This window comes from Bradyrhizobium sp. USDA 4486, assembly GCF_054057995.1.
Window position 1 is genome coordinate 279,961 of the sequence record NZ_JBSRZV010000001.1, and the last position, 20,585, is coordinate 300,545.

Sequence of the window (20,585 nt, forward strand, 5' to 3'; positions counted from 1 at the left end):
CGTATCGCCAGATATCTGCCGTCATCCCGCGCGGGCAGATCCCGGAGGGAGGCAGGTAATGGCGATGTCCGGATGTGCTCGATACCTCCCGTTTTGTTCTTAGTTGATTGAACGGCATCGTGACGGCGCGATCGTAGCAGAGATCGCGCCGACCCGGCGTTCACAGCCGAGTGTTCTCACCGGGAAAAGATTGCATCGATGGTTTGTCAAAAGCAGGGCGCGACGTCACACCGCGCGCATCCTAGGCAGGCACACGAAAAAGGCTTCGTCCGCGAGAAAGACTGCACGGACGAAGCAGGATGCCTCAGTCGAGGGAGGGAGAAACGCAGACACCGCGGACTTCAATCGGGAAGCAGGCGGCACTGCGCAGTCATTCAGAGACCAGGACTGAGGAGCTAATGGCTCTCTCGCATACGCGCCGCACAGAAGCGGCGGGGCACGCCGCGATCGTTCCGAGACCGGGCCCCGTCCGGCTCGCTGGCCTTCCTCGGCGCTGGCGAGTGGACGGGGCAGAGCCTGTGTTCAGGCGGCCTCGTTCAGGCCGCTTTGGCCTTGGCGACGTGGGTCGCGATCGCGTCCATCAGTGCGGGTGACAGGCAATCATAGGGCTCAAGCCCAATTTCCTTCAGCCGCGCGCGGATGCCCGCCATCTGCTCCGGCTTCACACCCGATTCGATCACGGAGGAGACGAAGGCGGCGAATTGCGGGGCCTGCCAGCCCTGCTCCTGGAACAGTTCGGGATGGATGAAGTCGAGGCCGTAGAACGGATGGTTCTTGTTCTCGATGCGGCCGTACATATGCGTGCCGCAGGCCTTGCAGGCGTAGCGCTGGATCACCGCGGAAGGATCGACGATCTGGAGTTTATCGCCGTTCTCGGTCACGGTGACGTTCTGGCGCGGCACCACGGCGACGACCGAGAAGGTCGCGCCCTGCGGCTTCCAGCACTTGGTGCAGCCGCAGGCGTGGTTGTGGGCGACATCGCCCTTCACCGCGACCTTGACCGGGTGGTCCTCGCACTTGCAGACCAGCGTGCCGCCGGCAAAGCTGCCGCTGCCCTGTTTGATGCCGTTATCGATCGAGGGATGGAGTGCAACAGTCATGAGTCGATCCTCCTTGGGTGCGATGCCTGTGGGCTAGTACACGACGACGGAACGGATGGATTTGCCCTCGTGCATGAGGTCAAAACCCTTGTTGATCTCTTCGAGCTTGAGTACGTGGGTGATCATCGGATCGATCTGGATCTTTCCGTTCATGTACCAGTCGACGATCTTCGGCACGTCGGTGCGGCCGCGCGCGCCGCCGAAGGCGGTGCCGCGCCAGTTGCGTCCGGTGACGAGCTGGAACGGGCGGGTGGCGATCTCCTTGCCGGCTTCGGCGACACCGATGATGATCGAGGTGCCCCAGCCGCGATGGCAGGCTTCCAGCGCCTGGCGCATCACGGTGGTGTTGCCGGTGCAGTCGAAGGTGTAGTCGGCGCCGCCGTCGGTGAGGCCGACGAGATGCTGGACGATGTCGCCCGTGACCTTCTTCGGGTTGACGAAGTGGGTCATGCCGAACCGCTTGCCCCAATCCTCCTTGGAGTCGTTGATGTCGACGCCGATGATCTTGTCGGCGCCAGCCATCTTGGCGCCCTGGATCACGTTGAGGCCGATGCCGCCGAGACCGAACACGATGACGTTGGAGCCCGGCTCGACCTTGGCGGTGTTGATGACGGCGCCGACGCCGGTGGTGACGCCGCAGCCGATATAGCAGCTCTTGTCGAAGGGCGCGTCCTCACGGATCTTGGCGACCGCGATCTCGGGCAGCACGGTGAAGTTCGAGAAGGTAGAGCAGCCCATGTAATGATAGATCGGCTTGCCCTTGTAGGAGAAGCGGCTGGTGCCGTCGGGCATCACGCCCTTGCCTTGCGTCGCGCGGATCGCGGTGCAGAGATTGGTCTTCTGGCTCAGGCAGCTTTTGCACTGCCGGCATTCCGGCGTGTAGAGCGGAATGACGTGGTCGCCCGGCTTCACCGAGATCACGCCGGGACCGATCTCGCGGATGATGCCGGCGCCCTCATGGCCGAGGATCGAGGGGAAGATTCCCTCGCTGTCAAAGCCGTCGAGCGTGTAGGCGTCGGTGTGGCAGATGCCCGTTGCCTTGATCTCGACCAGGACCTCGCCGGCCTTGGGTCCTTCCAGATCGACTTCGACGATCTCGAGCGGCTTCTTGGCTTCGAAAGCGACGGCGGCACGTGTCTTCATCGGTAGCTCCTCAAATTCTCAGCAGACGCCAGGAAGTAGTCTTGGCAGTCTCCGCAACGTTCATTTCTTGCCCATGCAGGCGTCTTCAGCCTTGGTGTAGGCCTCCGTCTTCTCTTCCTTCTTCGAAGGACGCTGCCGGCCCCAGGCTTCGGTGGAGCGCGCGCGGAGATAGACGTAGAGATCGTCCATGTAGCAGGCGACATTCGGGTTGTCGCCGAACGCCGGCATGACGTTCTCCTGCGCGGTCGAGATGTTCTTGCGGCCGGAGGCGACGACGCCGAGGAAATCGCCGTAGCTCATCGTCTTGACGGAATCCTTCAGCGCCGGTGCGTAAGTGGATCCCATGCCGTCGGGGCCATGGCAGACGTGGCAGTCGGAGTGATAGCGGCGGTAGCCGGAATAGGTGAACCAGTCCACGGTGCCATCGGCCGAAATCTTGTAGGTCGGGTTTCCTTCCTTATCGAGCCATTTGCCGTCGTCTTCCTTCTTCACGGCGGTCGGGTCGCCCGGACCGTCCGCGATCGCAATTCCTCCGGACCCAACGAAGATCATCGCAGCAATGACAATGCAGAGTTTACGCAAGAGATTTTTCCTCGGAAGGCGTTCGGTGGAGACGAACCGGCGCGTGGAACGATCCACGCGCCGGAGCGATGTTGAGAGACCTAGTTGGGCAGCGAGAACACGGTCAGCGTACCGCCGAGAGCCGTGTAGTTGCTGAGCGCGGCGTAGCCACCGACTGCGCCGAGACCCGCGGTCGGATCGGTCAGACCCGCTGCCAGACCGATGCCGGCCCAGCCCCCCACGCCGGAGAGCACGGCAACATACTGCTTGCCGTTGTTCTCGTAGGTGGTGACGTTGCCGATGATGCCGGAGGGAGTCTTGAACTTGTAGAGCTCCTTGCCGGACTTGGCATCGACCGCCTTCAGGTAGCCTTCGAGCGTGCCGTAGAACACCACGCCGCCGGCGGTCGCGAGCGCACCCGACCAGACCGAGAACTGCTCCTTGTTCGACCAAACGATCTTGCCGGTCTTGCCATCCCAGGCGATGAAGTTGCCCATGTGGCTCTCACCCTGCGGCGGATACATCGAGAGCGTCGCACCCACATAGGGCTGGCCCGCGGTGTAGCTCACCTTGAACGGCTCGTAATCCATGCAGACGTGGTTGGTCGGAACGTAGAACAGCTGCGTGTCCGGCGAGTAGGCCGCCGGCTGCTCGTCCTTGGTGCCGAGCGCGGCCGGGCAGATGCCCTTCACGTTGTGGTCTTCACCGGCCTTGTCGGTCGAGGCTGCGTCGAGCACCTTCGGACGGCCATAGGTCGGCGAGTTTTTGTCCATGTCGACGCCGGAGGTCCAGTTCACCTTCGGATCGTACTTTTCGGCGACCAGCAGCTCGCCCGTCTCGCGGTCCATCGTGTAGGCGAGACCGTTGCGGTCGAAATGAGTCAAGAGCTTGCGCGCCTGGCCGTTGATCTGCTGATCCGAGAGGATCATCTCGTTGACGCCGTCATAGTCCCATTCGTCATGGGGCGTCATCTGATAGACCCACTTGGCTTCGCCGGTGTCCGCGTTGCGCGCGAAGATGGTCATCGACCATTTGTTGTCGCCCGGACGCTGCTTCGGATTCCAGGTCGAGGGATTGCCCGACCCGTAATAGACGAGGTTCAGAGCGGGATCGTAGGACATCCAGCCCCACGTGCAGCCGCCGCCGATCTTCCACTGATCCCCCTGCCAGGTCTTCAGGCTGGAGTCGGCGCCGACCGGCTTGCCCAGCGAGGTGGTGGCGGAGGTGAACTTGATCTGGTCATCCGGACCTTCGGAGAAGGCGCGCCAGACCTGCTTGCCGCTCTTGAGATCGTAAGCGGTGACGTGGCACTGCACGCCGAATTCGCCGCCGGAGATGCCGACGAGCACCTTGTCCTTGACGACCAGCGCCGCCGAGGTGCCGGTCTGGCCCTTGCTGGGATCGCCGTTCGTCGCCGACCAGGCCACCTGGCCGGTCTTGGCGTCGAGCGCGACGAGGGTGGTGTCTGCCTGATGCAGGATGATCTTGCCGTCGCCGTAGGACAGGCCGCGGTTAACTGTGTCGCAGCACATCACCGGGATGACGTTGGGGTCCTGCTTGGGCTCGTACTTCCAGATGATCTTGTTCTCATTGGAAAGGTCAATGGCGTAGACCTTGTTCGGGAACGGCGTGTGGACGTACATGACGTTGCCGATGATCAGCGGGCCGCCTTCATGGCCGCGCAGCACGCCGGTGGAGAAGGTCCAGGCAACCTGGAGCTTGCCCACGTTTTGTGCGTTGATCTGGTTCAGCTTGGAATAGCGGGTATTTGCGTAGTCGCCCGCCGGCATCACCCAGTCTTTCGGGTTCTGCGACATCTTGATCAGCTCATCATTGGCTGAGGCGCTGCCGACGGCGAGAGCCGCCGCGGAGCCAAGATAGGTCGCCAGTAGCACCTTGCGCATAGTTATTCCTCCGTTGGTCTCGTTTATTGTTTCCGAAGCATTGATCAATCACCGGGCTTCTCGTCCGGCGTCTGCTCGTGCAGGGCGGTCACGATTGGGACCAGAAACGATGCTGTGCTGCTTCCTCCTCCTGGATGAGAGTCACGGGTCCACGTGCAGGAGCGGCCCGTTCTTGTTGTTCCTGACACAATCCCTAACGGCTTCGTCATCGGGAAACTTGCCCAAGAGAGAAGGCGGTTTGCTTGACAGCGCACGGAGGCCAAGATTTTGATTTTGCAGTAGCGAATTCAGCGGCTTCCGCGTGGCTTCTGGAGCGCCGTCAGCACTCAGGTTCCCCTTGACGGCGGTGCAACTAAGTCGGAGGATTGACTTTGAAGGGTGGCAATGGAGCGATGGCGCTCGCTGCAAAAGACCACTCAAATTCGAGGTAAACGTCACGCAATCACGGCTGAGGGCTCCGGCAGCGCCGGTCGCGATTCGCGTCGAAACTCCGAATCAAAACAGTGGCTGGATTAATGTCCGACACAATTCACACGCTCTCGACGACCGGAATGACGCCGAAGCGCCAGATCCAAAGCTGGATCGACGGACTCACGAGCCTGTGTGGGCATTTCGACGTCGATCCGCTGGAGGCGTCCTCGCTCGAAGGGCGTATCGATTACACCTCCGTCTCTCGCTTGAAGCTATGCCAGATCGAGGTGAGTCAGCATCGCATCGCGCACACGCTGGCGCGCGCCAAGGCCAATGAACACCCGTACATCAAGATCCACTTCCAGACCTATGGCGTATCCTATTTCGAGCAGGAAGGCCGCCATATCGAAATCAATCCCGGCGACATCATCGCTTATGACGTCTCCTGTCCGCATTCGATCATCAGCCCCGCCTTCACCCGTCACGACGTCGTGATCGTGCCCAAATCGTTGCTGCGCGATCGGGGCTTCCCGTCGCAGCGGATGCCGGCCTACAAACTGTCGGCGAAGACCGGGACGGGGCGGATCGCTCATGACTTCGTCCATGCGACCTTCGACGAGGCGGCCAAGCTGTCGGCGAACAGTGCAGTCGGCGTCGCCGATTCGCTGATCGACCTGTTGCTGCTGCCGCTGCGCGAAGCCGATACGATGTTCGATCGCGTCGGGCCCGAGGCGATGTATGTGCGCGCGCAGTTCTTCATCCGGGAACACCTGCGCGATCCGGATTTGTGCATCGACCAGATCTCTGCCGAGCTCGGCTGCTCCAAGCGCTATCTGCACATGTTGTTCTCGGAGCGCGGCACGACGGTGAGCGACTACATCTGGCAGGCACGCTTGCAGAACTGCCGCCAGGAGCTCGAGGCCCACGCCGGCAAGACCATTACCGACGTCGCGTTCTCCTGGGGCTTCTCCAGCTCATCGCATTTCAGCCGCGTGTTCCGAAAATATTTCGGCGTTGTGCCGTCCTCGATCCACAAGGCGCAGCAAGCCGCGGCCGTCGCGGACGAGCATTAGACCGCCGCCGGCATGACTCCGGCGACAATGCCGCTCACGCCCCCGTCGCCATGTAGGGAATGCTGGCCAGGAGCGCGCCGAGCAAAACCGCGTTGCCGAGCATTCCGCTCCAGTGCAGTCGGCGCAGCCGACGCGGGGCCTCGGCATCGCCGGCATCCCTCGCGCTGAGCTGGTCGTCCATCCGTCGCATGAACCAGGGGCGTCCCCAGATCGCGAGGGCTGTGAGCATGCCGACGCCCAGTGCGGCGAGCAGGCGACCGTCGAGGAGCAGAGCCACCGTTCCGATGAGGCCGGCAACGCCCATGACCAGGAAGTGCGCGTTGAACATTCCGCGCAGCAATTGAGCGACGGGCTGGATATCGAGCCTCACCAGCAGGAAGGCCGGCGAGGCCAGCGTGAAATACCCCATTGGAAAGAGCAGGATGATCATAACGGCGACGGCGACTGCATCCGGTGTCATGCGATCGGCCCTTCTCGTCCGCGCCGTCGACGGTGCTGGCGGCGGCGCGCAATCATAGCGGGAAAGTGCGTTTTCCGACACTAGGCTTTTGGTCGGATGCCAGGCCGTGCAGAGGAGCTGGTCCGCCGCGCGATGCCCTAGCGGTCAAGCCGGCTCGAGGCCGAGCGACTTTGCGCTCTCGATCCAGATCGGCAGCTCGCGCTGATACAGCTCATTGGTCTCCTTGAAGCCGATCGCGGGCTCGAGCACGAAGGTCGCGAGAACCTCCTTCACTTTTGGATCGCTGTTGGCGGCGACGCAGAGCTCGGCGAGGCGGTCGACGACCGGTTGCGGCGTTGCCTTCGGCACGGCCCAGCCCGAGAAGCCGCTCACGGTGAAGAACTTCGACGTCGCGCCCTGCTCTGGGAGAGTCTTGATCGCCGGGATCGCGTCGACCTTCTTCGAATGCACCGCGAACACGGTGCCGCGATCGCTTTGCAGGACCGATTGCGCCGCCGTGTAGCTGCCCATGGCCGCATCGAGCGTGCCTTCCAGCATCCCCGTCCACATCGGCGCTTCGCCGCGATAATGGACCGGCTCGATGTTGAGGCCGTACTGCTTATTGAGCTCGTTGATCGTCATGTGCGGCGCCGAGCCCGCGCTGTAGGTGCCGAAATTCACCTTGCCGCTCTTGCGCGCGAAGGCGACGAAATCCTCCAGCGTCTTGACGCCGGTCTTGGGGTTCGCGATCAGCAGCAGGCCCGCGCCCGGGATGACGCTGACCAGCGTCAGATCCTTGTCCATGTCGTAGCCCGGATTCTTCATCACCACCCGGTTCATGATGAAGGTGGTCGAGATCGAGCACAGGATGGTGTGGCCGTCAGGCTCGGCGCGGGCGACTTCCGCGGTGCCGATCGCGCCGGAAGCACCCGGCTTGTTCTCGACGACGACGGTCTTGCCGACCTGCTTGGAGATGAATTCGCCATAAGCGCGCGCGAGCAGGTCGGTCTGCCCGCCGGCGGGATAGCTGCAGATCATGCGGATCTGCCGCGATGGCCACGTGCCCGATGTGCCTTGCGCCGAGGCGCTGCGCGAAACGAAAGGCAGAGCGAGGGCGCTGGTCCCGGCGGCAATGAAGTGGCGGCGATCGAATTTTGCGGACATGATTCCCTCCTGATTTTTATCGAACCTACTGCATCAGGCCGGCGCCACCATGGGCGGCAGGCGAGACAGATTGGCGCATTCGAAAAGGAGAGCGCGGGCCGAATCTCCCGTCTGCCGGAAATCAGGCCTTCCGCATCATCCGCCGCCAGACGATCTCGGTCAGCGCCACCGCAATCAGGCCGAACGTGCCGCCGATCAGCACGTTGACGATACGCTCCTCGGCAATGCCGCTGGCGCCGCCCGCAAAGGACGCGGCAAGCGCAATGAAGAAGCAGCGCAGGCCAAAGCCGACGACATAGCGGGAGAACGAGATCAGCGTGAGGGTGGCCGCGAGCACCGCGATCGCATAGCCGGCGCGGCTTTGCGGCAAAGCAAGGCCGGCAAGAAAGCCGAGCGGCACGCCGACGAAGGCGCCGATCGCCCGCTGCTTCAGCTTGCCGGTGGAGGCCGTGAGATCGCCGACGACGACGCTCGCGGCCGACCACATCACCCATTGCCCCTGCGCAAGGTTCAGGATCTCGACCAGCGCTGCCGCGGCAAAGACCGCCATCGCGGTCGCGAGCGCGGGCAGAAACCATTCGGCCGCGGGCGGTCCGAACGAGGTCGCGGCAGTGCCGCCCCGGCGCTGGTCGTAGATCTGGATGGCACAGACCAGCGCCAGCGCGATCGGAGAGGAGGCGATGATCACGCCGGCATGCCGCAGCGCTTCCGAGGCGCTGACGCCCTCCCGCACCTCGCAGGCGAGATAGACGGCGGGGGATGAACACCCAGTTGCCGAGCGTGCGGAAATGCTCGCCATAGCGCGTGCCCGCAACAGCCAGGAAGCCGGCGAGCGCCGTCAACAACACGAACAGCGGCTTGACCGGAGCTGCGAGGAACAACGCGGCAAAGGTGACGAGGATGGCCAGGTAGTGCCAGGCAATGACCTTCGGCGGAAAGTGCTGCCGGAGCGCCGGAATGAGCAGCGACACCGCGACGAGGCCGAGATTGAGCAGCGCCGTCTCACGCGCGATGAAATAGGCGGCGACCATCGGCCCGACCACGATCAGCGCGCGCACGAGGTCGGCGATTTTGACCTCGCGGGCGAGGAGATCGCGCAGGCCTGCGGCGGTGGGAATCGTGCGGGAATTCACGGGGCACCAAAGCGGCGAATGAAATGCCGAGCATAGCACGGAATGCTGCAGAAACTTTGCGTATGGCGCGGCGGCCTTTTCACGCTCTCGCTGTCATCGCCCGGCTTTGACCAGGCGATCCAGTACGCCGAGACGTTCGTGGCTCAATCGATAGGCCGCGGCGTACCGGATGCGTCGGCCAAGCCGGGGCAAGACAGTGGCGTGCGGGGGCGGCGCTGCCGCTCGCCGCCATGATCGTCACCGCTGAATGATCTTCATCCAGACGTCGCCGAGGATCGCGGGCTCGCGTGGCGGCAAATAGGTGAGGCCGGCTTGCTTGGCGAACTCCGCGATCTTGCCCTCGGCGGCAAGCTCCGTCAGCGCTTTGTTGACCGCATCCATCAGCGCGCCATTGCTGGCGAGCCCGACATAGCCGCGATTGGCGCCGATCGGGTAGTAGTAGCCGGACGCGGTGACGGCCGTATCGGGATGCGCGGCGCGATAGGCGTCGAACCGGGCAAGATCGATCAGCGTCGCGTCATAGTCGCCGCGCTGGAGCGCGCCGAGCAGGTCGTCGCGGCCGGGGACGAGGTGGGTGATGTTGTCGATCAGGCGTCCCTTATCGAACGTCATCAGGACGGCATCGCCGAGCGAGCCGCTCTCGATTGCAAGGCGCAGGCCGGCGAGGTCGCCGATGTCACTGATCTCTCGGCCCCGCGCCTTCGGCCCCAGCACCACCGTCATCGGCGAATAGACGTAAGGCCGGCTTGGGGCGAGCACGCCGAGAGCGACCCGGCGACGCCTGTCGTCGCGTGTGGCGCCGGCAAAGTCGGGCAGGCGCGCCGTCTTCATACCGGGCTTGACCAAAGAATCCGTGGTCAGCGCGTAGCCGCCGACCAGCGCGCACCGCGCGTCGGAGAGCAGCGCGTTGGCTTCCAGCTGCGGGCTGGAATCCTCATCCAGCTTGCTCTCGAACCACTGGATCGTCAGCGCCCGCCCCATTCGCTGCGCGATCGCCTGTGCCAGCAGCACGTCGAAGCCGGCATCCGGCTTGCCCTTCCGATGCGCCGAGAGCGGCGGCCGGTCCTCGTCGAGGCAGATCTTGAGTGGATCGTCGGCCGCGCGCGCCGCGACTGTGGCCGCCACCGCGAGGATCGCGGCCGCGGCTGATGCGGCGAGCGAGCGCCTCACGGCTTCCTCCGGCTCGAGACGAAGGCCCAGAGATCCCCGATCTCGTCGTCGCTGAGGATGTCGCCCCAAGGCGGCATCTTGTTGTTCTTGCCGTTCTTCACGGTGCTGACGAAGCGCGTCTTGTCGTCGGGAAAGGCGCGCAGATCCGGCGTGATGGTACCGGAATTCATCATATTGGGGCCGTGGCAGTGCGAACATTTCGAAGCGTAGGTCGACTTGCCATGGTCGATCTGCGCCTGCAGTGGATTGCCGGTTGCGTCGTCCGCGGCACGGACGGTCGCTGCAAGCGCGACCGTCAGCACCAGGGCGATGGCGAAGAACGCCACCGTCTTGCGAGAGATGTCTTTCAGCATCGCGCAGCGGTTATTGCTTGACTGCAAAGACCCATAGCGAGCCGCCCGCCGGCACGCTCGCAAGCCGTTCGTCCCCCGAGAAGATCGAGTAGACGCCGCCATAGCCGCTGGTCACGGCGACATATTGCACGCCGTCCTGCTGCCATGTGATCGGTTGTCCCTCGATGCCCGAGCCGGTCTGGAACTGCCAGAGCTTCTTGCCGCTGTCGGCGTCGAACGCTTCGAACTCTCCGGTCAACGCGCCCGTGAACACGACACCACCCGCCGTCGACAACACGCCGGAGAAGCGGGGGATATCGCTCGGCGCCTCCCACTTCGCCTTGCCGGTCATCGGATCGATCGCCTTGAGGTGACCGCGCGGTCCGTCGGGCCAGTCCCAGAGGTCCGTCAGATCCATGCCGAGGTACCATTCGCCGGCCTTATAGGTCACTGGCTCCGTCTTGTAGTGACCGCCGAATGCGAGCGTGTTGGCATAGGCAAGTCCGGTCTGCGGATTGAACGACATCGGCTCCCAGTTCTTGCCACCGAGCAGCGATGGGTAGACCACGACCTTCTTGCCTTCGCGGGCATCCTTGCTGACGTCCGTCTCGATCGGACGGCCCGTCTTCATGTCGATGCCGGTTGCCCAGTTCACCTTCACGTAAGGATTGGCCGCGAGCAGCTTTCCGTTGGTGCGGTCGAGCACGTAGAAGAAGCCGTTGCGGTTGGCGTCCATCAGCACCTTGGTCGGCTTGCCCTCGACGTTCATGTCGGCGAGCACCATCTCGGCCACGCTGTCATAGTCGAACGGGTTGTTCGGCGAGAACTGGTAGTGCCACTTGATCTTGCCGGTCTTGGGATCCATCGCCAGCACGGAGCAGGTGTAGAGGTTGTCGCCGGGGCGCACCGCCGAATTGAACGGGCCGGGGTTACCGATGCCCCAATAGACCGTGTTCAACTCGGGATCGTAGGAGCCGGTGATCCAGGTCGAGCCGCCGCCGAGCTTCCAGGTGTCGCCCTTCCAGGTGTCGCCGCCGGGCTCGTCCGGCGAGGGGATCGAATAGGTCCGCCAAAGATGCTTACCCGTCGCCGAATCCCAACCGTCGATGAAGCCGCGGGTGCCGAATTCTGCGCCGGAGATGCCGGTGATGACGACGCCGTCGGCGACCAGCGGGGCCACCGTCATCGAATAGCCTTCCTTGATGTCGGCCGCCTTCTGCCGCCACAGCTCCTTGCCGTCCTTGGCATCGAGCGCGATCACATTGGCGTCGAGCGTGGTGCGGAACACTTTTCCATCGTAGAGCGCGGCGCCCCGGTTGATGATGCCGCAGCAGACGACGCGTGGCGTCTCGGCGGGATATTCGATCTTGGATTTCCAGATCTGCTTGCCGGTCTTGGCATCGACCGCCATGGTTGCGTTGTGGGAGGTCACGTAGATCACGCCCTGGTACACCAGGGGCTGGGATTCCTCACTGCGATCGTCGTTGAAGGAGTAGTTCCAGACCGGGACGAGGTTCTTGATGGTATCCTTGTTGATCTGGTTCAGCGTCGAGAAGCGCTGGAGATTGTAGCCCATCCCGTAGTTGAGAACGTTCGATGTATCGGTCGCGCCCTTGACCAGTTGCTCGGTGGTCTGGGCGCCTGCACATGTCGATGCAAGCATGACGAGGCTCGCGGCCGTCGCAAAGCGTTTCATCCGTTCCTCCCAATATGCGCGCCTTTGGCGCTGCGACATAACACTCCGCCCGAATGTAAAACCCGTCAATACGAAAAGTCGAACGCGCGCTGCCGATGATGAGGTGGACGCCGGATGCGCCTTACGGAAACCTGACAATCGCCCCGCGCTTGCGTGCAGGCGCTGCAAAAATTCCGCGGCATGAAGCACCGGCGAGCGCGGACCGCAGTTTTCGGCAACCAGGTTCCGCGGGTTGTGCAGTGCGCAGCTTGCATTCCGGGGCAGGTTTGTGGACTGATGTCGTTCTCGCCCCGCGAGGATCGCGGCTCAAGGCCAGGAGGTTTCGATGATGTCACGTCGCTCGATTGCGCTTGCACTCACGATTGCAGTGCTGTCCGGTCCAGCCTGGTCGGCTTCCGGCAATGCGGTGAAAATGTTCGACACCGACAATGACGGCACGCTCGATCTCGCGGAGGTGAAGAAGGCGGCGAGCGCATTGTTCGCCAAGCTCGATCCCGACCACGACGGCACGCTCGATGCGCGCGAGCTGCGCGGGCGGTTATCGGCGAAAGAGCTCGCCGCCGCCGATCCCGATCGCGACGGGACTCTCACGCTCGACGAATACTTGGCGCTGGTCGAGCAACGTTTCAACGCAGCCAATCCCGACAAGGACGGAACGCTGGATGCGAAGGAATTGAACTCGCGCGCCGGCCGCGCGCTGCTGCGCTTGTTGCGTTGAGTGCCTCAACCGGAACAAGCCCGACAACGGCGGACGCGATCAATTCCGCTCCGACATCCAGAACATCGGGCTGCCCGGCCTGTTCTCTCCGCACCTCCGCCGGCGCCTGGGGCTGCGCGACGGGAGGGGAGGAGATGATGCAGATCAACACGAAACAATGTGTCCTTGCTGCATGCGCGATCATGACGTTGAGCGCCGGTGTCGCCGTCGCGGGTCCCTGCAACACCGGTCGCGCCGCCAACGACAAGGATGCTGGCTCCGGTCCCGTTACTGTGGGCTCGGCGCAGTCCCATTCGTCGAGTTCAGCGAGCGACACCAGCCAGCATCCGCCGACCAGCACGATGAATCGCGCAAGCGGCGAGACGCCGGCCTCGTCGGAGGATGCGCAGCGGCAGATGCAGAGCGAGCCGACGGCGGCTCAGCAGGCCGAAGGTGCGAAGCCGAACACGGTGACGGCCGACGAGGATTGCTGACGGCGAGGCCCAGGGTCGTGTCGATTAGACGCGCGGTGCCGCACAAGCTGGCTCCCTGCGGGTCATCTTTGACCAGGAGGGAACCGGCTTTGCCCGAGAGAGAAATGTAGGCGCGAAGAATTGACACGGACCGGTATAGCATTCGAATCGAAGCTTGAACTATAGGAGAGCCAGCCCTAGGTTTTGCCCCGCGCGATGTCGCGCTGAATTCCTTGGGGAGATCCCGAATGGCCTGGAAAGCTCCGAAGATCGTGGAAGTGCCGGTCGGCATGGAAATCAACATGTACGCCTGCGCTGCGCGCAAGTAAGACCGACGACCTGCCGCGGCTCGATGGCGAACGCCATCGCAGCCGCGGTGGTGTTGCTGCCCCTCATAGCCGCGTCCCGCAGTTTGTCCTTGATGCTTTGCCGTTGACGCAAAGCCACACTTGTTCGGGCGCCGGGACTTCTCCTCCAAAATCCCGATCATGCTCTTGCCGCAATGTGTTACGCTGACCCTCAGTCAGCGTTGCTGCCACATCAAATCGGCGCGCGCATGCGGAAGGCGGGATGCGGATCGGAGCTCTCAGATTTTGGACGGCGGTGGCGTGCGGCCTCGCGGCTGCGCCGGCATGCGTCAGCGCGGGGGAGGGCTTCGATACCGAGCACATCTTCGGCTTCATGATCGGCACCGATGTCGGCAATCCCGGCGAGCGTGAATTCCAGACCCAGACCACGGGACGCTTCGGCAAGGGCGGCGGCACCTATCGCGCCCTCGCGCAGGAGGTCGAGATCGAGGTGGTGCCGCTACCGAACTTCCGCATCGAGCTCGGCGGCACCGCCAGCTGGCACGACATCATCGGCGTCCCCGATATCGACGACCGCCGCCAGTTCAATTTCCAGGGCGCCTCCCTCGATCTGCGCTATCGCCTGCTCGACCGCGACCGCGCGCCGTTCGGCCTGACCGTCGCCGCCGAGCTTCACGGCGACCGCATCGACGAGACCAGCGGCGCCAAGGGGCGGATGTACGGCACCGACTTCACGCTCGCCTTCGACCGCGAGCTCGTCCCGAACTTCGTCATCGGCGCGCTCAATCTGATCTATCAGCCGGAATGGTCGCGCTTCGAGGTGGCGGGAGTATCCGAGAAGAGCTCCACGATCGGGGCGGCATTTGCCGGCATGGTGCGCGTGCGCTCCAACGTGCTGCTCGGCGGTGAGATGCGCTACTTCCGGCAGTACGAAGGGATCGGCCTCGGCGAGTTTTCAGGCCAGGCCCTTTTCGTCGGACCCACCGCCTATTTCCAGCTTTCGGAGCAATCGCGGCTCACTCTCAGCTGGAGCATGCAGGCCTGGGGGCGGCCGGCGGGGACGGGCGGCAATCTCGATCTCGTCAATTTCGAGCGGCATCAGGCAAGATTGGTGTTCGGGGTGAATTTTTAAGACGAGGTCGTCATGCCGGGGCTTGCCCGCACATCCATGTTCTTTCGTCCCAAGGGGGCAAGGCGTGGATGGCCCCGGACAGGGTTCGGTCGTGGCGATGCGGAAGCTTTGGTGTTTCGCTTCGCATGGCGGCGCAGGGCGCAGCCAGTTCCCCATCCCTCACGCCGGTTTGAAACTTCCGCCTCCGTGGAACGTAACCTTTCATGCTAACCTTGATTGCCCCGCGAGAAGGACCTGGCATGAATCCGATCGACCTTGTGGTGACTGTGTGTGCGGTGCTCTCGCCTGCGACCTGCGAGGAGCAGCATCTGGTGTTCAATTATGCGGGGTCGCCGCGGCAATGCACGATGGCCGCGCCGCCCTATATCGCGCAATGGATCGGCGATCACCCCAAATGGCAGGCGGTGCGGTGGCGCTGCGAATATCCGCATCCGAACGACAAGGCGTGAGCTGCCTGTACAGCCTTTAGTCCTCATGGCGAGGAGCCGCGAAGCGGCGTCTCGAACCATGCAGGTCCCACTGCTGCAGCCGGACCGTGATCCTTCGAGACGCCTGCTCCGCAGGATGGCGGAGAGCCACTACTTCGTGCAGTCCTTCAGATCCTTGTCAGCGATCGAGAACACGGCATCGGCCTTGATCTCGATATCGCGGACGATGCACTGTCGCGCATTGGGATAGCTGACCTTGGCGTCGTAGCGGCCGGGCTCGACGCCGGTGATGCGCAGCCGCTCGTCGTGGTCGACTTCCTTGTCCTTGTCGTTCAGGCACTGGTTCGGGCCCCAGTCGGTCTTGCCGGCGGGCGAGAGCTGAAAGCCGGAGATCGTCTGGGTCGTCAGATTCCAGAGCCGGATGCCCTTGCCCTTGGCCTGTGCGAGCGCCGCGCCCGGCATCGCAACGAGCAGGATGCCGATCGCAATCAGCGTACGCCGCATGGTGAACCTCCCTCAGGCAATCTCGTTTGCTCCAGTTGACCACGAGTTCTCATTTCGATTCAAGCGGCAGCGCCGCCAGCTCCGCCCTGATCCTGCCAAGCTCGGCTTCGCTGCGCTCGGCGCGCGGAATCGGAATCGGCACCTCTTGCACGATGCGCGCCGGCCGCGGCGACAGGAAGAACAGGCGGTCGCCGAGGCGGATTGCATCGTCGAGGCTATGGGTGACGAGCAGCGTCATCACCCGCCGGCTCGCGACCAGGGTCGCGATCTCCTCGCGCAAGCGGCCGGCGAGCGCGTCGTCGAGCGAGGCGAGGGGCTCGTCGAGCACGAGCAGATCGGGCTCGACCGCAAAGGCGCGGGCGAGCGCGACGCGGCGGGCGAGCCCCAGCGACAATTCGCCGGGAAAGTGACTGCGATGCGCCTCCAGCTCGAGGATCCTGAACAGCTCCGACAGTTTTGCGTCGGTGACATCAGGCGCCGCAAGCCGCACATTCTGCTCGACCGAGCGCCAGGGCAGCAGCCGTGGCTCCTGGAACACCATGCCGATCCGCGCCTGCGGCGGCCGCGCGATGTGACCCTCGAAATCGTGATCGAGTCCGAGGATGATGCGCAGCATCGTGCTCTTGCCGCAGCCGGATGGACCGATCAGCACGCCGACCTCGCCGGATTGAATCGCGAACTTGACCGGCGCCAGCACCTCGTGCGTTTCGCCCGCGGCACTCCTGAAGGTCTTGCCTGTGATCCCGACCTCAAGCCGCACGGGGGCGCCACCGGGTTGCGCGGGCTTCGAACGGCTGCACCAGCAAGGTCTCGATCACGAGCACGACGGCGGCGAAGGTCAGCGAATAGGCCAGTAGCCGCGGCGTATCGAACAGCTGAAAGGCGACGCCGATCTCGAAACCGACACCGTTGGGCCGGCCCAGGAGTTCAGCGACCAGCACGATCTTCCACACCAGCGATAGTCCGGAGCGGGCCGAGGCGGCAATATAGGGCGCAAGCTGCGGCAGCACGACGTGACGGAAGGCGCGCCAGCGCGGCATCGCGAACACGCTCGCCATCTCGTCGAGGGAACGGTCGAGCGCGCGCGTGCCCTCGCGCAAGGTGACAATGGCAGTCGGCAGCTTGTTGATGGCGATGGCAGCGATCGCGGCGGCCTCGGTCAGGCCCGCCCAGATATAGGCGAGCACGATCACGACCAGTGCCGGCAGATTGAGCAGCAGGATCAGCCAGGGATCGCCGAGCCGGTCGGCGAGCTTGACCCGTCCCATCAGATAACCGATGGCGCTGCCGACCGACATTGCAAGCGTGAAGGCGAGCGCGACGCGCGCCAGCGTCGCGCCAAGATGCAGGAACAACGCGCCGCTCGATGCCTCCGCGATCATCACCTGGAGCACGGCCGGCGGCGAGGGCAGCTTTGCGCCGCCGACGAACAGTGCAGCGATCCACCAGATCGCGAGAAACAGGGCAAACGACAGAAGGCGCAGCACCTCAATCTCCGGGGACCGCGTGATAGAAGGTACCGGGATCGAGCTCCGACGCGGGGCCGACGAGGTCCCGCCCGCCGATCTCGGCCAGCACGCGGTAGAGCACGCGTGCATCCTTCTCCTCGTCGTCGATGCTCCGGCGCGGAATGCCGTCGCGATAGCGGTCGCGGTAGGTCTTGAGCATGGTGGCATCGTTCGTGCCGATCAGCGGCGCGATCTTGTCCCAGGCCTGGTCGGAGGTGACGAGCAGCTGCTTGGCCTTGCGGGTCATGGTGACGAAGCGCGCCACGGCATCCTTGTGGCTGGCCGCCCAATTCTCGTCGAAGACATAGCCGACCGCAGAGACGGCGCCCTCGGCACCCAGCTTCGGCAAAATATCCTCGATGCCGGCGAGACGGCGAAAACCTTTGGCCTCGAGCTGGGCGCAAAAATTCCAGAAATTGAGGCTCGCATCCATCTCGCCGTCGCGCGCTTTGGCGGCGATCAGGGGCGGCGCGCCATAGACGACGGTCGCTGCCGACTTGAGGTCGATGCCGTCCTGCTTCATCCGCGCCTGCAGCAACAGCCAGCTCTTGTCGATCGCGCCCCCGCCGACGCCAAGCTTGCGACCCTTCAAATCGGCCAGCGTCTTGATCGGCGAGGCCGCGGGCACCATCACCGCGCCGAGCGCGCTGGAATAGGGATAGAAGGTGAGCTTGGCGCCGAGCGCACGCTCGCGCGACACCCACAGCCAGTCCGACAGGATGATGTCCGCATTGCCGGCGCGCAGCGCGATCTTGCCGGCTTCGGGGCTCGCAAGCTCGGTGACCTCGAGGGACAGGTCGGCCTCCTTGTCGAGCCCGGCGCTGCGGATCGCGGCCAGCTCCCAGGAGAATGTTCCGGTCTTCTGCACCGCAAGGCGGATCGCATCCGCGGCGTGGCCGGGCGCAACCAGCGTCAGCACCAGCATCGCCGCCAGTGCAAGAGTTCGACCAAATGCTCTCATCACCTTGTGAGCCGTTTCCTCTGACAGAGTGCTTTTCAGGACAATACGCATAGCATAGCTTTGGTCGCAACCAGCGGGAGGACGCGCATGAATCTGGCCGGGCAGCTACGACCGATTGTCGCCGCATTGGCGGTGCTTGCGGCGACCGCTAGCGTGGCGCGGGCGGAAGAGGCCAATGACTATCCGACCTCGGCGCGCGCGGAATATGTCTATGGCTGCATGAAGGCGAATGGCGAAAGCCGCCAGTCCATTGAGCAATGTTCCTGCTCGATCGACGTGGTGGCGTCGATCGTGCCGTATGAGCGCTACGTCACCGCCGAGACCGCGCTCAGCATGTCGCAGGTCCGCGGCAATCTCGGCGTCCAGTTTCGCACCTCGGAGCAGGCGAACTCGGCAGTGAACGATTTGCGCCGTGCGCAGGCCGAAGCCGAGGTGAGGTGCTTTTGATTTAATGCTGTCATTCCGGGATGGTCCGAAGGACCAGACCCGGAATCTCGAGATTCTCAGGTGCGCAATTGCGCACCGTAGTTCGATGCTTCGCATCGCCCCGGAATGACGGCGTGACCACTACGTCCCCGGCTTCTCCACGTCCCACTCGTTGCGGAACACGTGCCCGTCCGTGTCCTTCGCTTCGGCGCGGAAACGCTTGGCGCCGTTGGAGACGTAGGTGAAGCGCAGATTGGGATCTTCCGAGATCGAGATGCCGCCTTCCATCGACAGCACGGGGCTGTCGTCCTGCGTCAGCTTCAACTGGTTGATGAAGAAGGCGGGAATGTAGAGCTGCGTGACCTGGTCCATCTGCAGGCCGGAATTGTTGGGATGACCGATCATGATTTGCGCTTCGCGGACACGGCTCGCCGGCGCGTCCTCGCGCGCGAACTGACGGTAACGCATCTGGCCGAGGCGGTTCTTCGCTTCCTCGACGTTTTTGCCCGCCGGCGCCGAGCAGCCGCCTGACGCCTTCACATAGACTTTCGAGACGTAGAGCTGGCCGTCGCTGAGCTCGGCCACCGCGTGGACGTCGGTGTAATTGTTGACGCGCACGCGCGTGGAGATCTCGGTGACGTTGGCATCCGCGCCGAGCTCGAACTTCGCCGCCATCGGTGCGGGGTTGCGGTCAATCACCAGCGTGATCGAACGGATGCGGCGGCTGTCAGCCGGCGACAGCTTGCTGCGCAGGGTCACCGGCACGATGGCGGCGTCCTCGGCACGATAGGGCATCTCGATGCCGATGACATCGGCGCCGTCGTTCATCGGACGGCTGTTGAAAATGTCCTGCACCAGGCCCGGCCAGGGATCAAAGGCTTCTTCAGCCTGCACCGGCCCGGCGAAGGCGAAGCCGAGAAGCAGAGCGATCAGGGGCAGGCGGTGTGTGCATCCCGTCATGGTCGTGGTCCCGTACGGACGAAGCAGTCCGGGTCAGCGTAGCTGATCCCCGTCTGGCCCAGCGTAGCGCGCCCGCTACTCCCATTCAATTTCCGAAAATGCTGCGGTTGCGTTGCGGGCGTTGTAGTCGTCGAACAATTGCCAGTTCGGCCCCTCCTCAACGGCGGCCTTATTCGCGGCGGCCTGGATCGACTCGCCCTTCCTGTTCGAAGCCCGGACATCCGCCAGCAGTGTCGTGAGATAACGCCGTTCATCGGCCAGCGCCGTCGGCCATTCGCTCACAGGCCCGTGACCGGGAACGACGCGCTGCGCCGGGATTTTCTCGAGTTCCCCGAGCGTGTTGAGCCAGCCGCGGATGCTTCCGTCCATCACTGGAATATGGCGGAGGAAGACGAGGTCGCCCGCGAACAGCGTTTTGCTCGTCTCGTCGAACACGGTCAGGTCATTGTCGCTGTGCCCGGGCGGCCAGGCCCGCAAGCTCAGGCGACGCGCGCCAAGATCGAGCGTCAGCGTGTCTGACACGAGTATCGTCGGCGCGACGATCTTCACGGGGTCGATCAGCTCGCTGCCCATGATCCGTCTGAAATTGTCGAGATAATACGGCCCGCGGCTCGCCAGGGCTTGCGGCAGCTTGCTATGGCCGACGAAGCTCGTTCCGTCAGCCACGAAGGCGGCATTGCCGAAGACATGGTCGGGATGACCATGGGTGTTGATGACGTAACGGATCGGCTTGGATGTATGGGCCCGCACGGCCGTCAGCAGCGCCTCGCCTTCGCGCAGGCTGCCGCCGGTGTCGATCACGGCCACCGCATCCTGGCCGACGATGAAGCCGATATTGGCGATGTCACCCTCGTTCTCGCGGGACATCAGGGCGATGGTCCCGGAGTGTACGAAGATTCCCGGTGCGACTTCGCTCACAGGCAATTCGGCCGCTCCGGCGCGTGCTAGCGTCGTTATCCCGAGCAGGGACAAGGCTGCGATCACGAGAGCGATGCGAGACACTTTTCCGCCTCAGTTCAAAGGGCTTGCCGCATTGCACTGCAACAAAGTCAAGCCAACCAA

Annotated in this window: 25 protein-coding genes; 9 read left to right on the forward strand and 16 right to left on the reverse strand. The window is 63.8% G+C overall.

Annotation, left to right across the window (positions count from 1 at the left end; genetic code table 11):
* Positions 1-536: 536 nt before the first annotated feature.
* From gfa to xoxF5, 4 genes are all read right to left on the reverse strand, one after another.
* Positions 537-1,100 (reverse strand): S-(hydroxymethyl)glutathione synthase, encoded by a 564-nt coding sequence (gene gfa, locus ACVWY3_RS01310; protein ID WP_456836840.1) that lies wholly within the window; start codon positions 1,098-1,100, stop codon positions 537-539.
* Between the two features lie 33 nt (positions 1,101-1,133).
* Positions 1,134-2,243 (reverse strand): S-(hydroxymethyl)glutathione dehydrogenase/class III alcohol dehydrogenase, encoded by a 1,110-nt coding sequence (locus tag ACVWY3_RS01315; RefSeq protein WP_456836841.1) that lies wholly within the window; start codon positions 2,241-2,243, stop codon positions 1,134-1,136.
* A gap of 60 nt (positions 2,244-2,303) precedes the next feature.
* Positions 2,304-2,795, reverse strand: a complete 492-nt coding sequence (locus ACVWY3_RS01320; RefSeq protein ID WP_456843258.1) for a c-type cytochrome, methanol metabolism-related — start codon at positions 2,793-2,795, stop codon at positions 2,304-2,306.
* A gap of 110 nt (positions 2,796-2,905) precedes the next feature.
* Complete coding sequence (gene xoxF5, locus ACVWY3_RS01325) at positions 2,906-4,708, reverse strand: lanthanide-dependent methanol dehydrogenase XoxF5 (RefSeq protein WP_456836842.1); 1,803 nt, start codon at positions 4,706-4,708, stop codon at positions 2,906-2,908.
* A gap of 515 nt (positions 4,709-5,223) precedes the next feature.
* On the opposite strand from xoxF5, the gene ACVWY3_RS01330 reads away from it, so the two are divergent.
* Positions 5,224-6,192, forward strand: coding sequence for a helix-turn-helix domain-containing protein (locus tag ACVWY3_RS01330; protein WP_456836843.1), 969 nt, complete (start codon positions 5,224-5,226; stop codon positions 6,190-6,192).
* Between the two features lie 34 nt (positions 6,193-6,226).
* Here ACVWY3_RS01330 and ACVWY3_RS01335 read toward each other — a convergent pair whose 3' ends face one another.
* From ACVWY3_RS01335 to ACVWY3_RS01345, 3 genes are all read right to left on the reverse strand, one after another.
* The gene (locus ACVWY3_RS01335) at positions 6,227-6,652 is read right to left on the reverse strand and encodes a hypothetical protein (RefSeq protein WP_456836844.1); all 426 of its coding nucleotides are present in this window, start codon (positions 6,650-6,652) and stop codon (positions 6,227-6,229) included.
* A gap of 144 nt (positions 6,653-6,796) precedes the next feature.
* Positions 6,797-7,795 carry a Bug family tripartite tricarboxylate transporter substrate binding protein gene (locus ACVWY3_RS01340; protein ID WP_456836845.1) on the reverse strand — a complete coding sequence of 333 codons (999 nt, stop codon included), beginning with the start codon at positions 7,793-7,795 and terminating at the stop codon, positions 6,797-6,799.
* Between the two features lie 121 nt (positions 7,796-7,916).
* A complete protein-coding gene (locus ACVWY3_RS01345) occupies positions 7,917-8,594 on the reverse strand; it encodes an FUSC family protein (RefSeq protein ID WP_456836846.1) in 678 nt (225 codons plus the stop codon).
* Here ACVWY3_RS01345 and ACVWY3_RS01350 point away from each other — a divergent pair.
* Together ACVWY3_RS01350 and ACVWY3_RS01355 are read left to right on the forward strand one after the other, a co-directional pair.
* Complete coding sequence (locus ACVWY3_RS01350) at positions 8,584-8,964, forward strand: hypothetical protein (protein WP_456836847.1); 381 nt, start codon at positions 8,584-8,586, stop codon at positions 8,962-8,964. The genes ACVWY3_RS01345 and ACVWY3_RS01350 overlap by 11 nt on opposite strands.
* Positions 8,965-8,970: 6 nt before the next feature.
* Entirely contained in the window at positions 8,971-9,162 is a 192-nt protein-coding gene (locus ACVWY3_RS01355; protein WP_456836848.1) for a hypothetical protein, read from the forward strand.
* A gap of 3 nt (positions 9,163-9,165) precedes the next feature.
* Here ACVWY3_RS01355 and ACVWY3_RS01360 read toward each other — a convergent pair whose 3' ends face one another.
* Genes ACVWY3_RS01360 through ACVWY3_RS01370 form a run of 3 tightly spaced genes read right to left on the reverse strand, consistent with a single transcriptional unit; the run spans position 9,166 to position 12,126 of the window.
* Positions 9,166-10,098: a substrate-binding periplasmic protein gene (locus ACVWY3_RS01360; RefSeq protein WP_456836849.1), complete on the reverse strand. Its 933-nt coding sequence runs from the start codon at positions 10,096-10,098 to the stop codon at positions 9,166-9,168.
* Positions 10,095-10,451, reverse strand: a complete 357-nt coding sequence (locus ACVWY3_RS01365; protein ID WP_456836850.1) for a c-type cytochrome — start codon at positions 10,449-10,451, stop codon at positions 10,095-10,097. The genes ACVWY3_RS01360 and ACVWY3_RS01365 overlap by 4 nt, the downstream gene beginning before the upstream one ends.
* 10 nt (positions 10,452-10,461) lie before the next feature.
* The gene (locus tag ACVWY3_RS01370; protein ID WP_456836851.1) at positions 10,462-12,126 is read right to left on the reverse strand and encodes a methanol/ethanol family PQQ-dependent dehydrogenase; all 1,665 of its coding nucleotides are present in this window, start codon (positions 12,124-12,126) and stop codon (positions 10,462-10,464) included.
* A 325-nt stretch (positions 12,127-12,451) separates the two neighbouring features.
* Here ACVWY3_RS01370 and ACVWY3_RS01375 point away from each other — a divergent pair, with 325 nt between their 5' ends.
* From ACVWY3_RS01375 to ACVWY3_RS01395, 5 genes are all read left to right on the forward strand, one after another.
* Positions 12,452-12,844 (forward strand): EF-hand domain-containing protein, encoded by a 393-nt coding sequence (locus ACVWY3_RS01375; RefSeq protein WP_456836852.1) that lies wholly within the window; start codon positions 12,452-12,454, stop codon positions 12,842-12,844.
* A 134-nt stretch (positions 12,845-12,978) separates the two neighbouring features.
* Positions 12,979-13,317, forward strand: a complete 339-nt coding sequence (locus tag ACVWY3_RS01380) for a hypothetical protein (protein ID WP_456836853.1) — start codon at positions 12,979-12,981, stop codon at positions 13,315-13,317.
* A gap of 227 nt (positions 13,318-13,544) precedes the next feature.
* Entirely contained in the window at positions 13,545-13,625 is an 81-nt protein-coding gene (gene pqqA, locus ACVWY3_RS01385) for a pyrroloquinoline quinone precursor peptide PqqA (protein WP_012029362.1), read from the forward strand.
* Positions 13,626-13,866: 241 nt separating this feature from the next.
* Positions 13,867-14,736 carry a hypothetical protein gene (locus tag ACVWY3_RS01390; protein ID WP_456836854.1) on the forward strand — a complete coding sequence of 290 codons (870 nt, stop codon included), beginning with the start codon at positions 13,867-13,869 and terminating at the stop codon, positions 14,734-14,736.
* A 239-nt stretch (positions 14,737-14,975) separates the two neighbouring features.
* A complete protein-coding gene (locus tag ACVWY3_RS01395; RefSeq protein WP_456836855.1) occupies positions 14,976-15,185 on the forward strand; it encodes a hypothetical protein in 210 nt (69 codons plus the stop codon).
* Positions 15,186-15,314: 129 nt separating this feature from the next.
* On the opposite strand, the gene ACVWY3_RS01400 is transcribed toward ACVWY3_RS01395, so the two are convergent.
* Genes ACVWY3_RS01400 through ACVWY3_RS01415 form a run of 4 tightly spaced genes read right to left on the reverse strand, consistent with a single transcriptional unit; the run spans position 15,315 to position 18,137 of the window.
* The gene (locus tag ACVWY3_RS01400) at positions 15,315-15,668 is read right to left on the reverse strand and encodes a hypothetical protein (protein WP_456836856.1); all 354 of its coding nucleotides are present in this window, start codon (positions 15,666-15,668) and stop codon (positions 15,315-15,317) included.
* 49 nt (positions 15,669-15,717) lie between these two features.
* Positions 15,718-16,428, reverse strand: coding sequence for an ABC transporter ATP-binding protein (locus tag ACVWY3_RS01405; RefSeq protein WP_456836857.1), 711 nt, complete (start codon positions 16,426-16,428; stop codon positions 15,718-15,720).
* On the reverse strand, positions 16,418-17,155 hold the full coding sequence (locus ACVWY3_RS01410) for an ABC transporter permease (protein WP_027562373.1): 738 nt from the start codon (positions 17,153-17,155) through the stop codon (positions 16,418-16,420). Before ACVWY3_RS01410 ends, ACVWY3_RS01405 begins: the two co-directional genes overlap by 11 nt.
* Position 17,156: 1 nt before the next feature.
* The gene (locus tag ACVWY3_RS01415; RefSeq protein WP_456836858.1) at positions 17,157-18,137 is read right to left on the reverse strand and encodes an ABC transporter substrate-binding protein; all 981 of its coding nucleotides are present in this window, start codon (positions 18,135-18,137) and stop codon (positions 17,157-17,159) included.
* An 87-nt stretch (positions 18,138-18,224) separates the two neighbouring features.
* On the opposite strand from ACVWY3_RS01415, the gene ACVWY3_RS01420 reads away from it, so the two are divergent.
* The gene (locus ACVWY3_RS01420; RefSeq protein ID WP_456836859.1) at positions 18,225-18,584 is read left to right on the forward strand and encodes a hypothetical protein; all 360 of its coding nucleotides are present in this window, start codon (positions 18,225-18,227) and stop codon (positions 18,582-18,584) included.
* Between the two features lie 120 nt (positions 18,585-18,704).
* On the opposite strand, the gene ACVWY3_RS01425 is transcribed toward ACVWY3_RS01420, so the two are convergent.
* Together ACVWY3_RS01425 and ACVWY3_RS01430 are read right to left on the reverse strand one after the other, a co-directional pair.
* A complete protein-coding gene (locus ACVWY3_RS01425; protein ID WP_456836860.1) occupies positions 18,705-19,523 on the reverse strand; it encodes a quinoprotein dehydrogenase-associated SoxYZ-like carrier in 819 nt (272 codons plus the stop codon).
* A gap of 75 nt (positions 19,524-19,598) precedes the next feature.
* Complete coding sequence (locus ACVWY3_RS01430) at positions 19,599-20,525, reverse strand: quinoprotein relay system zinc metallohydrolase 2 (protein WP_456836861.1); 927 nt, start codon at positions 20,523-20,525, stop codon at positions 19,599-19,601.
* Between the last annotated feature and the right edge of the window lie 60 nt (positions 20,526-20,585).

Coding starts and splice junctions, on each gene's coding strand:
- ACVWY3_RS01420 (WP_456836859.1), top strand. CDS start 18,225: ATGAATCTGGCCGGGCAGCTACGACCGATTGTCGCCGCATTGGCGGTG.
- ACVWY3_RS01425 (WP_456836860.1), bottom strand. CDS start 19,523: ATGACGGGATGCACACACCGCCTGCCCCTGATCGCTCTGCTTCTCGGC.
- xoxF5 (WP_456836842.1), bottom strand. CDS start 4,708: ATGCGCAAGGTGCTACTGGCGACCTATCTTGGCTCCGCGGCGGCTCTC.
- ACVWY3_RS01390 (WP_456836854.1), top strand. CDS start 13,867: ATGCGGATCGGAGCTCTCAGATTTTGGACGGCGGTGGCGTGCGGCCTC.
- ACVWY3_RS01380 (WP_456836853.1), top strand. CDS start 12,979: ATGATGCAGATCAACACGAAACAATGTGTCCTTGCTGCATGCGCGATC.
- ACVWY3_RS01335 (WP_456836844.1), bottom strand. CDS start 6,652: ATGACACCGGATGCAGTCGCCGTCGCCGTTATGATCATCCTGCTCTTT.
- ACVWY3_RS01315 (WP_456836841.1), bottom strand. CDS start 2,243: ATGAAGACACGTGCCGCCGTCGCTTTCGAAGCCAAGAAGCCGCTCGAG.
- ACVWY3_RS01340 (WP_456836845.1), bottom strand. CDS start 7,795: ATGTCCGCAAAATTCGATCGCCGCCACTTCATTGCCGCCGGGACCAGC.
- ACVWY3_RS01365 (WP_456836850.1), bottom strand. CDS start 10,451: ATGCTGAAAGACATCTCTCGCAAGACGGTGGCGTTCTTCGCCATCGCC.
- ACVWY3_RS01355 (WP_456836848.1), top strand. CDS start 8,971: ATGCTGCAGAAACTTTGCGTATGGCGCGGCGGCCTTTTCACGCTCTCG.
- ACVWY3_RS01375 (WP_456836852.1), top strand. CDS start 12,452: ATGATGTCACGTCGCTCGATTGCGCTTGCACTCACGATTGCAGTGCTG.
- ACVWY3_RS01350 (WP_456836847.1), top strand. CDS start 8,584: ATGCTCGCCATAGCGCGTGCCCGCAACAGCCAGGAAGCCGGCGAGCGC.
- ACVWY3_RS01330 (WP_456836843.1), top strand. CDS start 5,224: ATGTCCGACACAATTCACACGCTCTCGACGACCGGAATGACGCCGAAG.
- ACVWY3_RS01370 (WP_456836851.1), bottom strand. CDS start 12,126: ATGAAACGCTTTGCGACGGCCGCGAGCCTCGTCATGCTTGCATCGACA.
- gfa (WP_456836840.1), bottom strand. CDS start 1,100: ATGACTGTTGCACTCCATCCCTCGATCGATAACGGCATCAAACAGGGC.
- ACVWY3_RS01320 (WP_456843258.1), bottom strand. CDS start 2,795: ATGATCTTCGTTGGGTCCGGAGGAATTGCGATCGCGGACGGTCCGGGC.
- pqqA (WP_012029362.1), top strand. CDS start 13,545: ATGGCCTGGAAAGCTCCGAAGATCGTGGAAGTGCCGGTCGGCATGGAA.
- ACVWY3_RS01345 (WP_456836846.1), bottom strand. CDS start 8,594: ATGGCGAGCATTTCCGCACGCTCGGCAACTGGGTGTTCATCCCCCGCC.
- ACVWY3_RS01415 (WP_456836858.1), bottom strand. CDS start 18,137: ATGAGAGCATTTGGTCGAACTCTTGCACTGGCGGCGATGCTGGTGCTG.
- ACVWY3_RS01395 (WP_456836855.1), top strand. CDS start 14,976: ATGAATCCGATCGACCTTGTGGTGACTGTGTGTGCGGTGCTCTCGCCT.
- ACVWY3_RS01400 (WP_456836856.1), bottom strand. CDS start 15,668: ATGCGGCGTACGCTGATTGCGATCGGCATCCTGCTCGTTGCGATGCCG.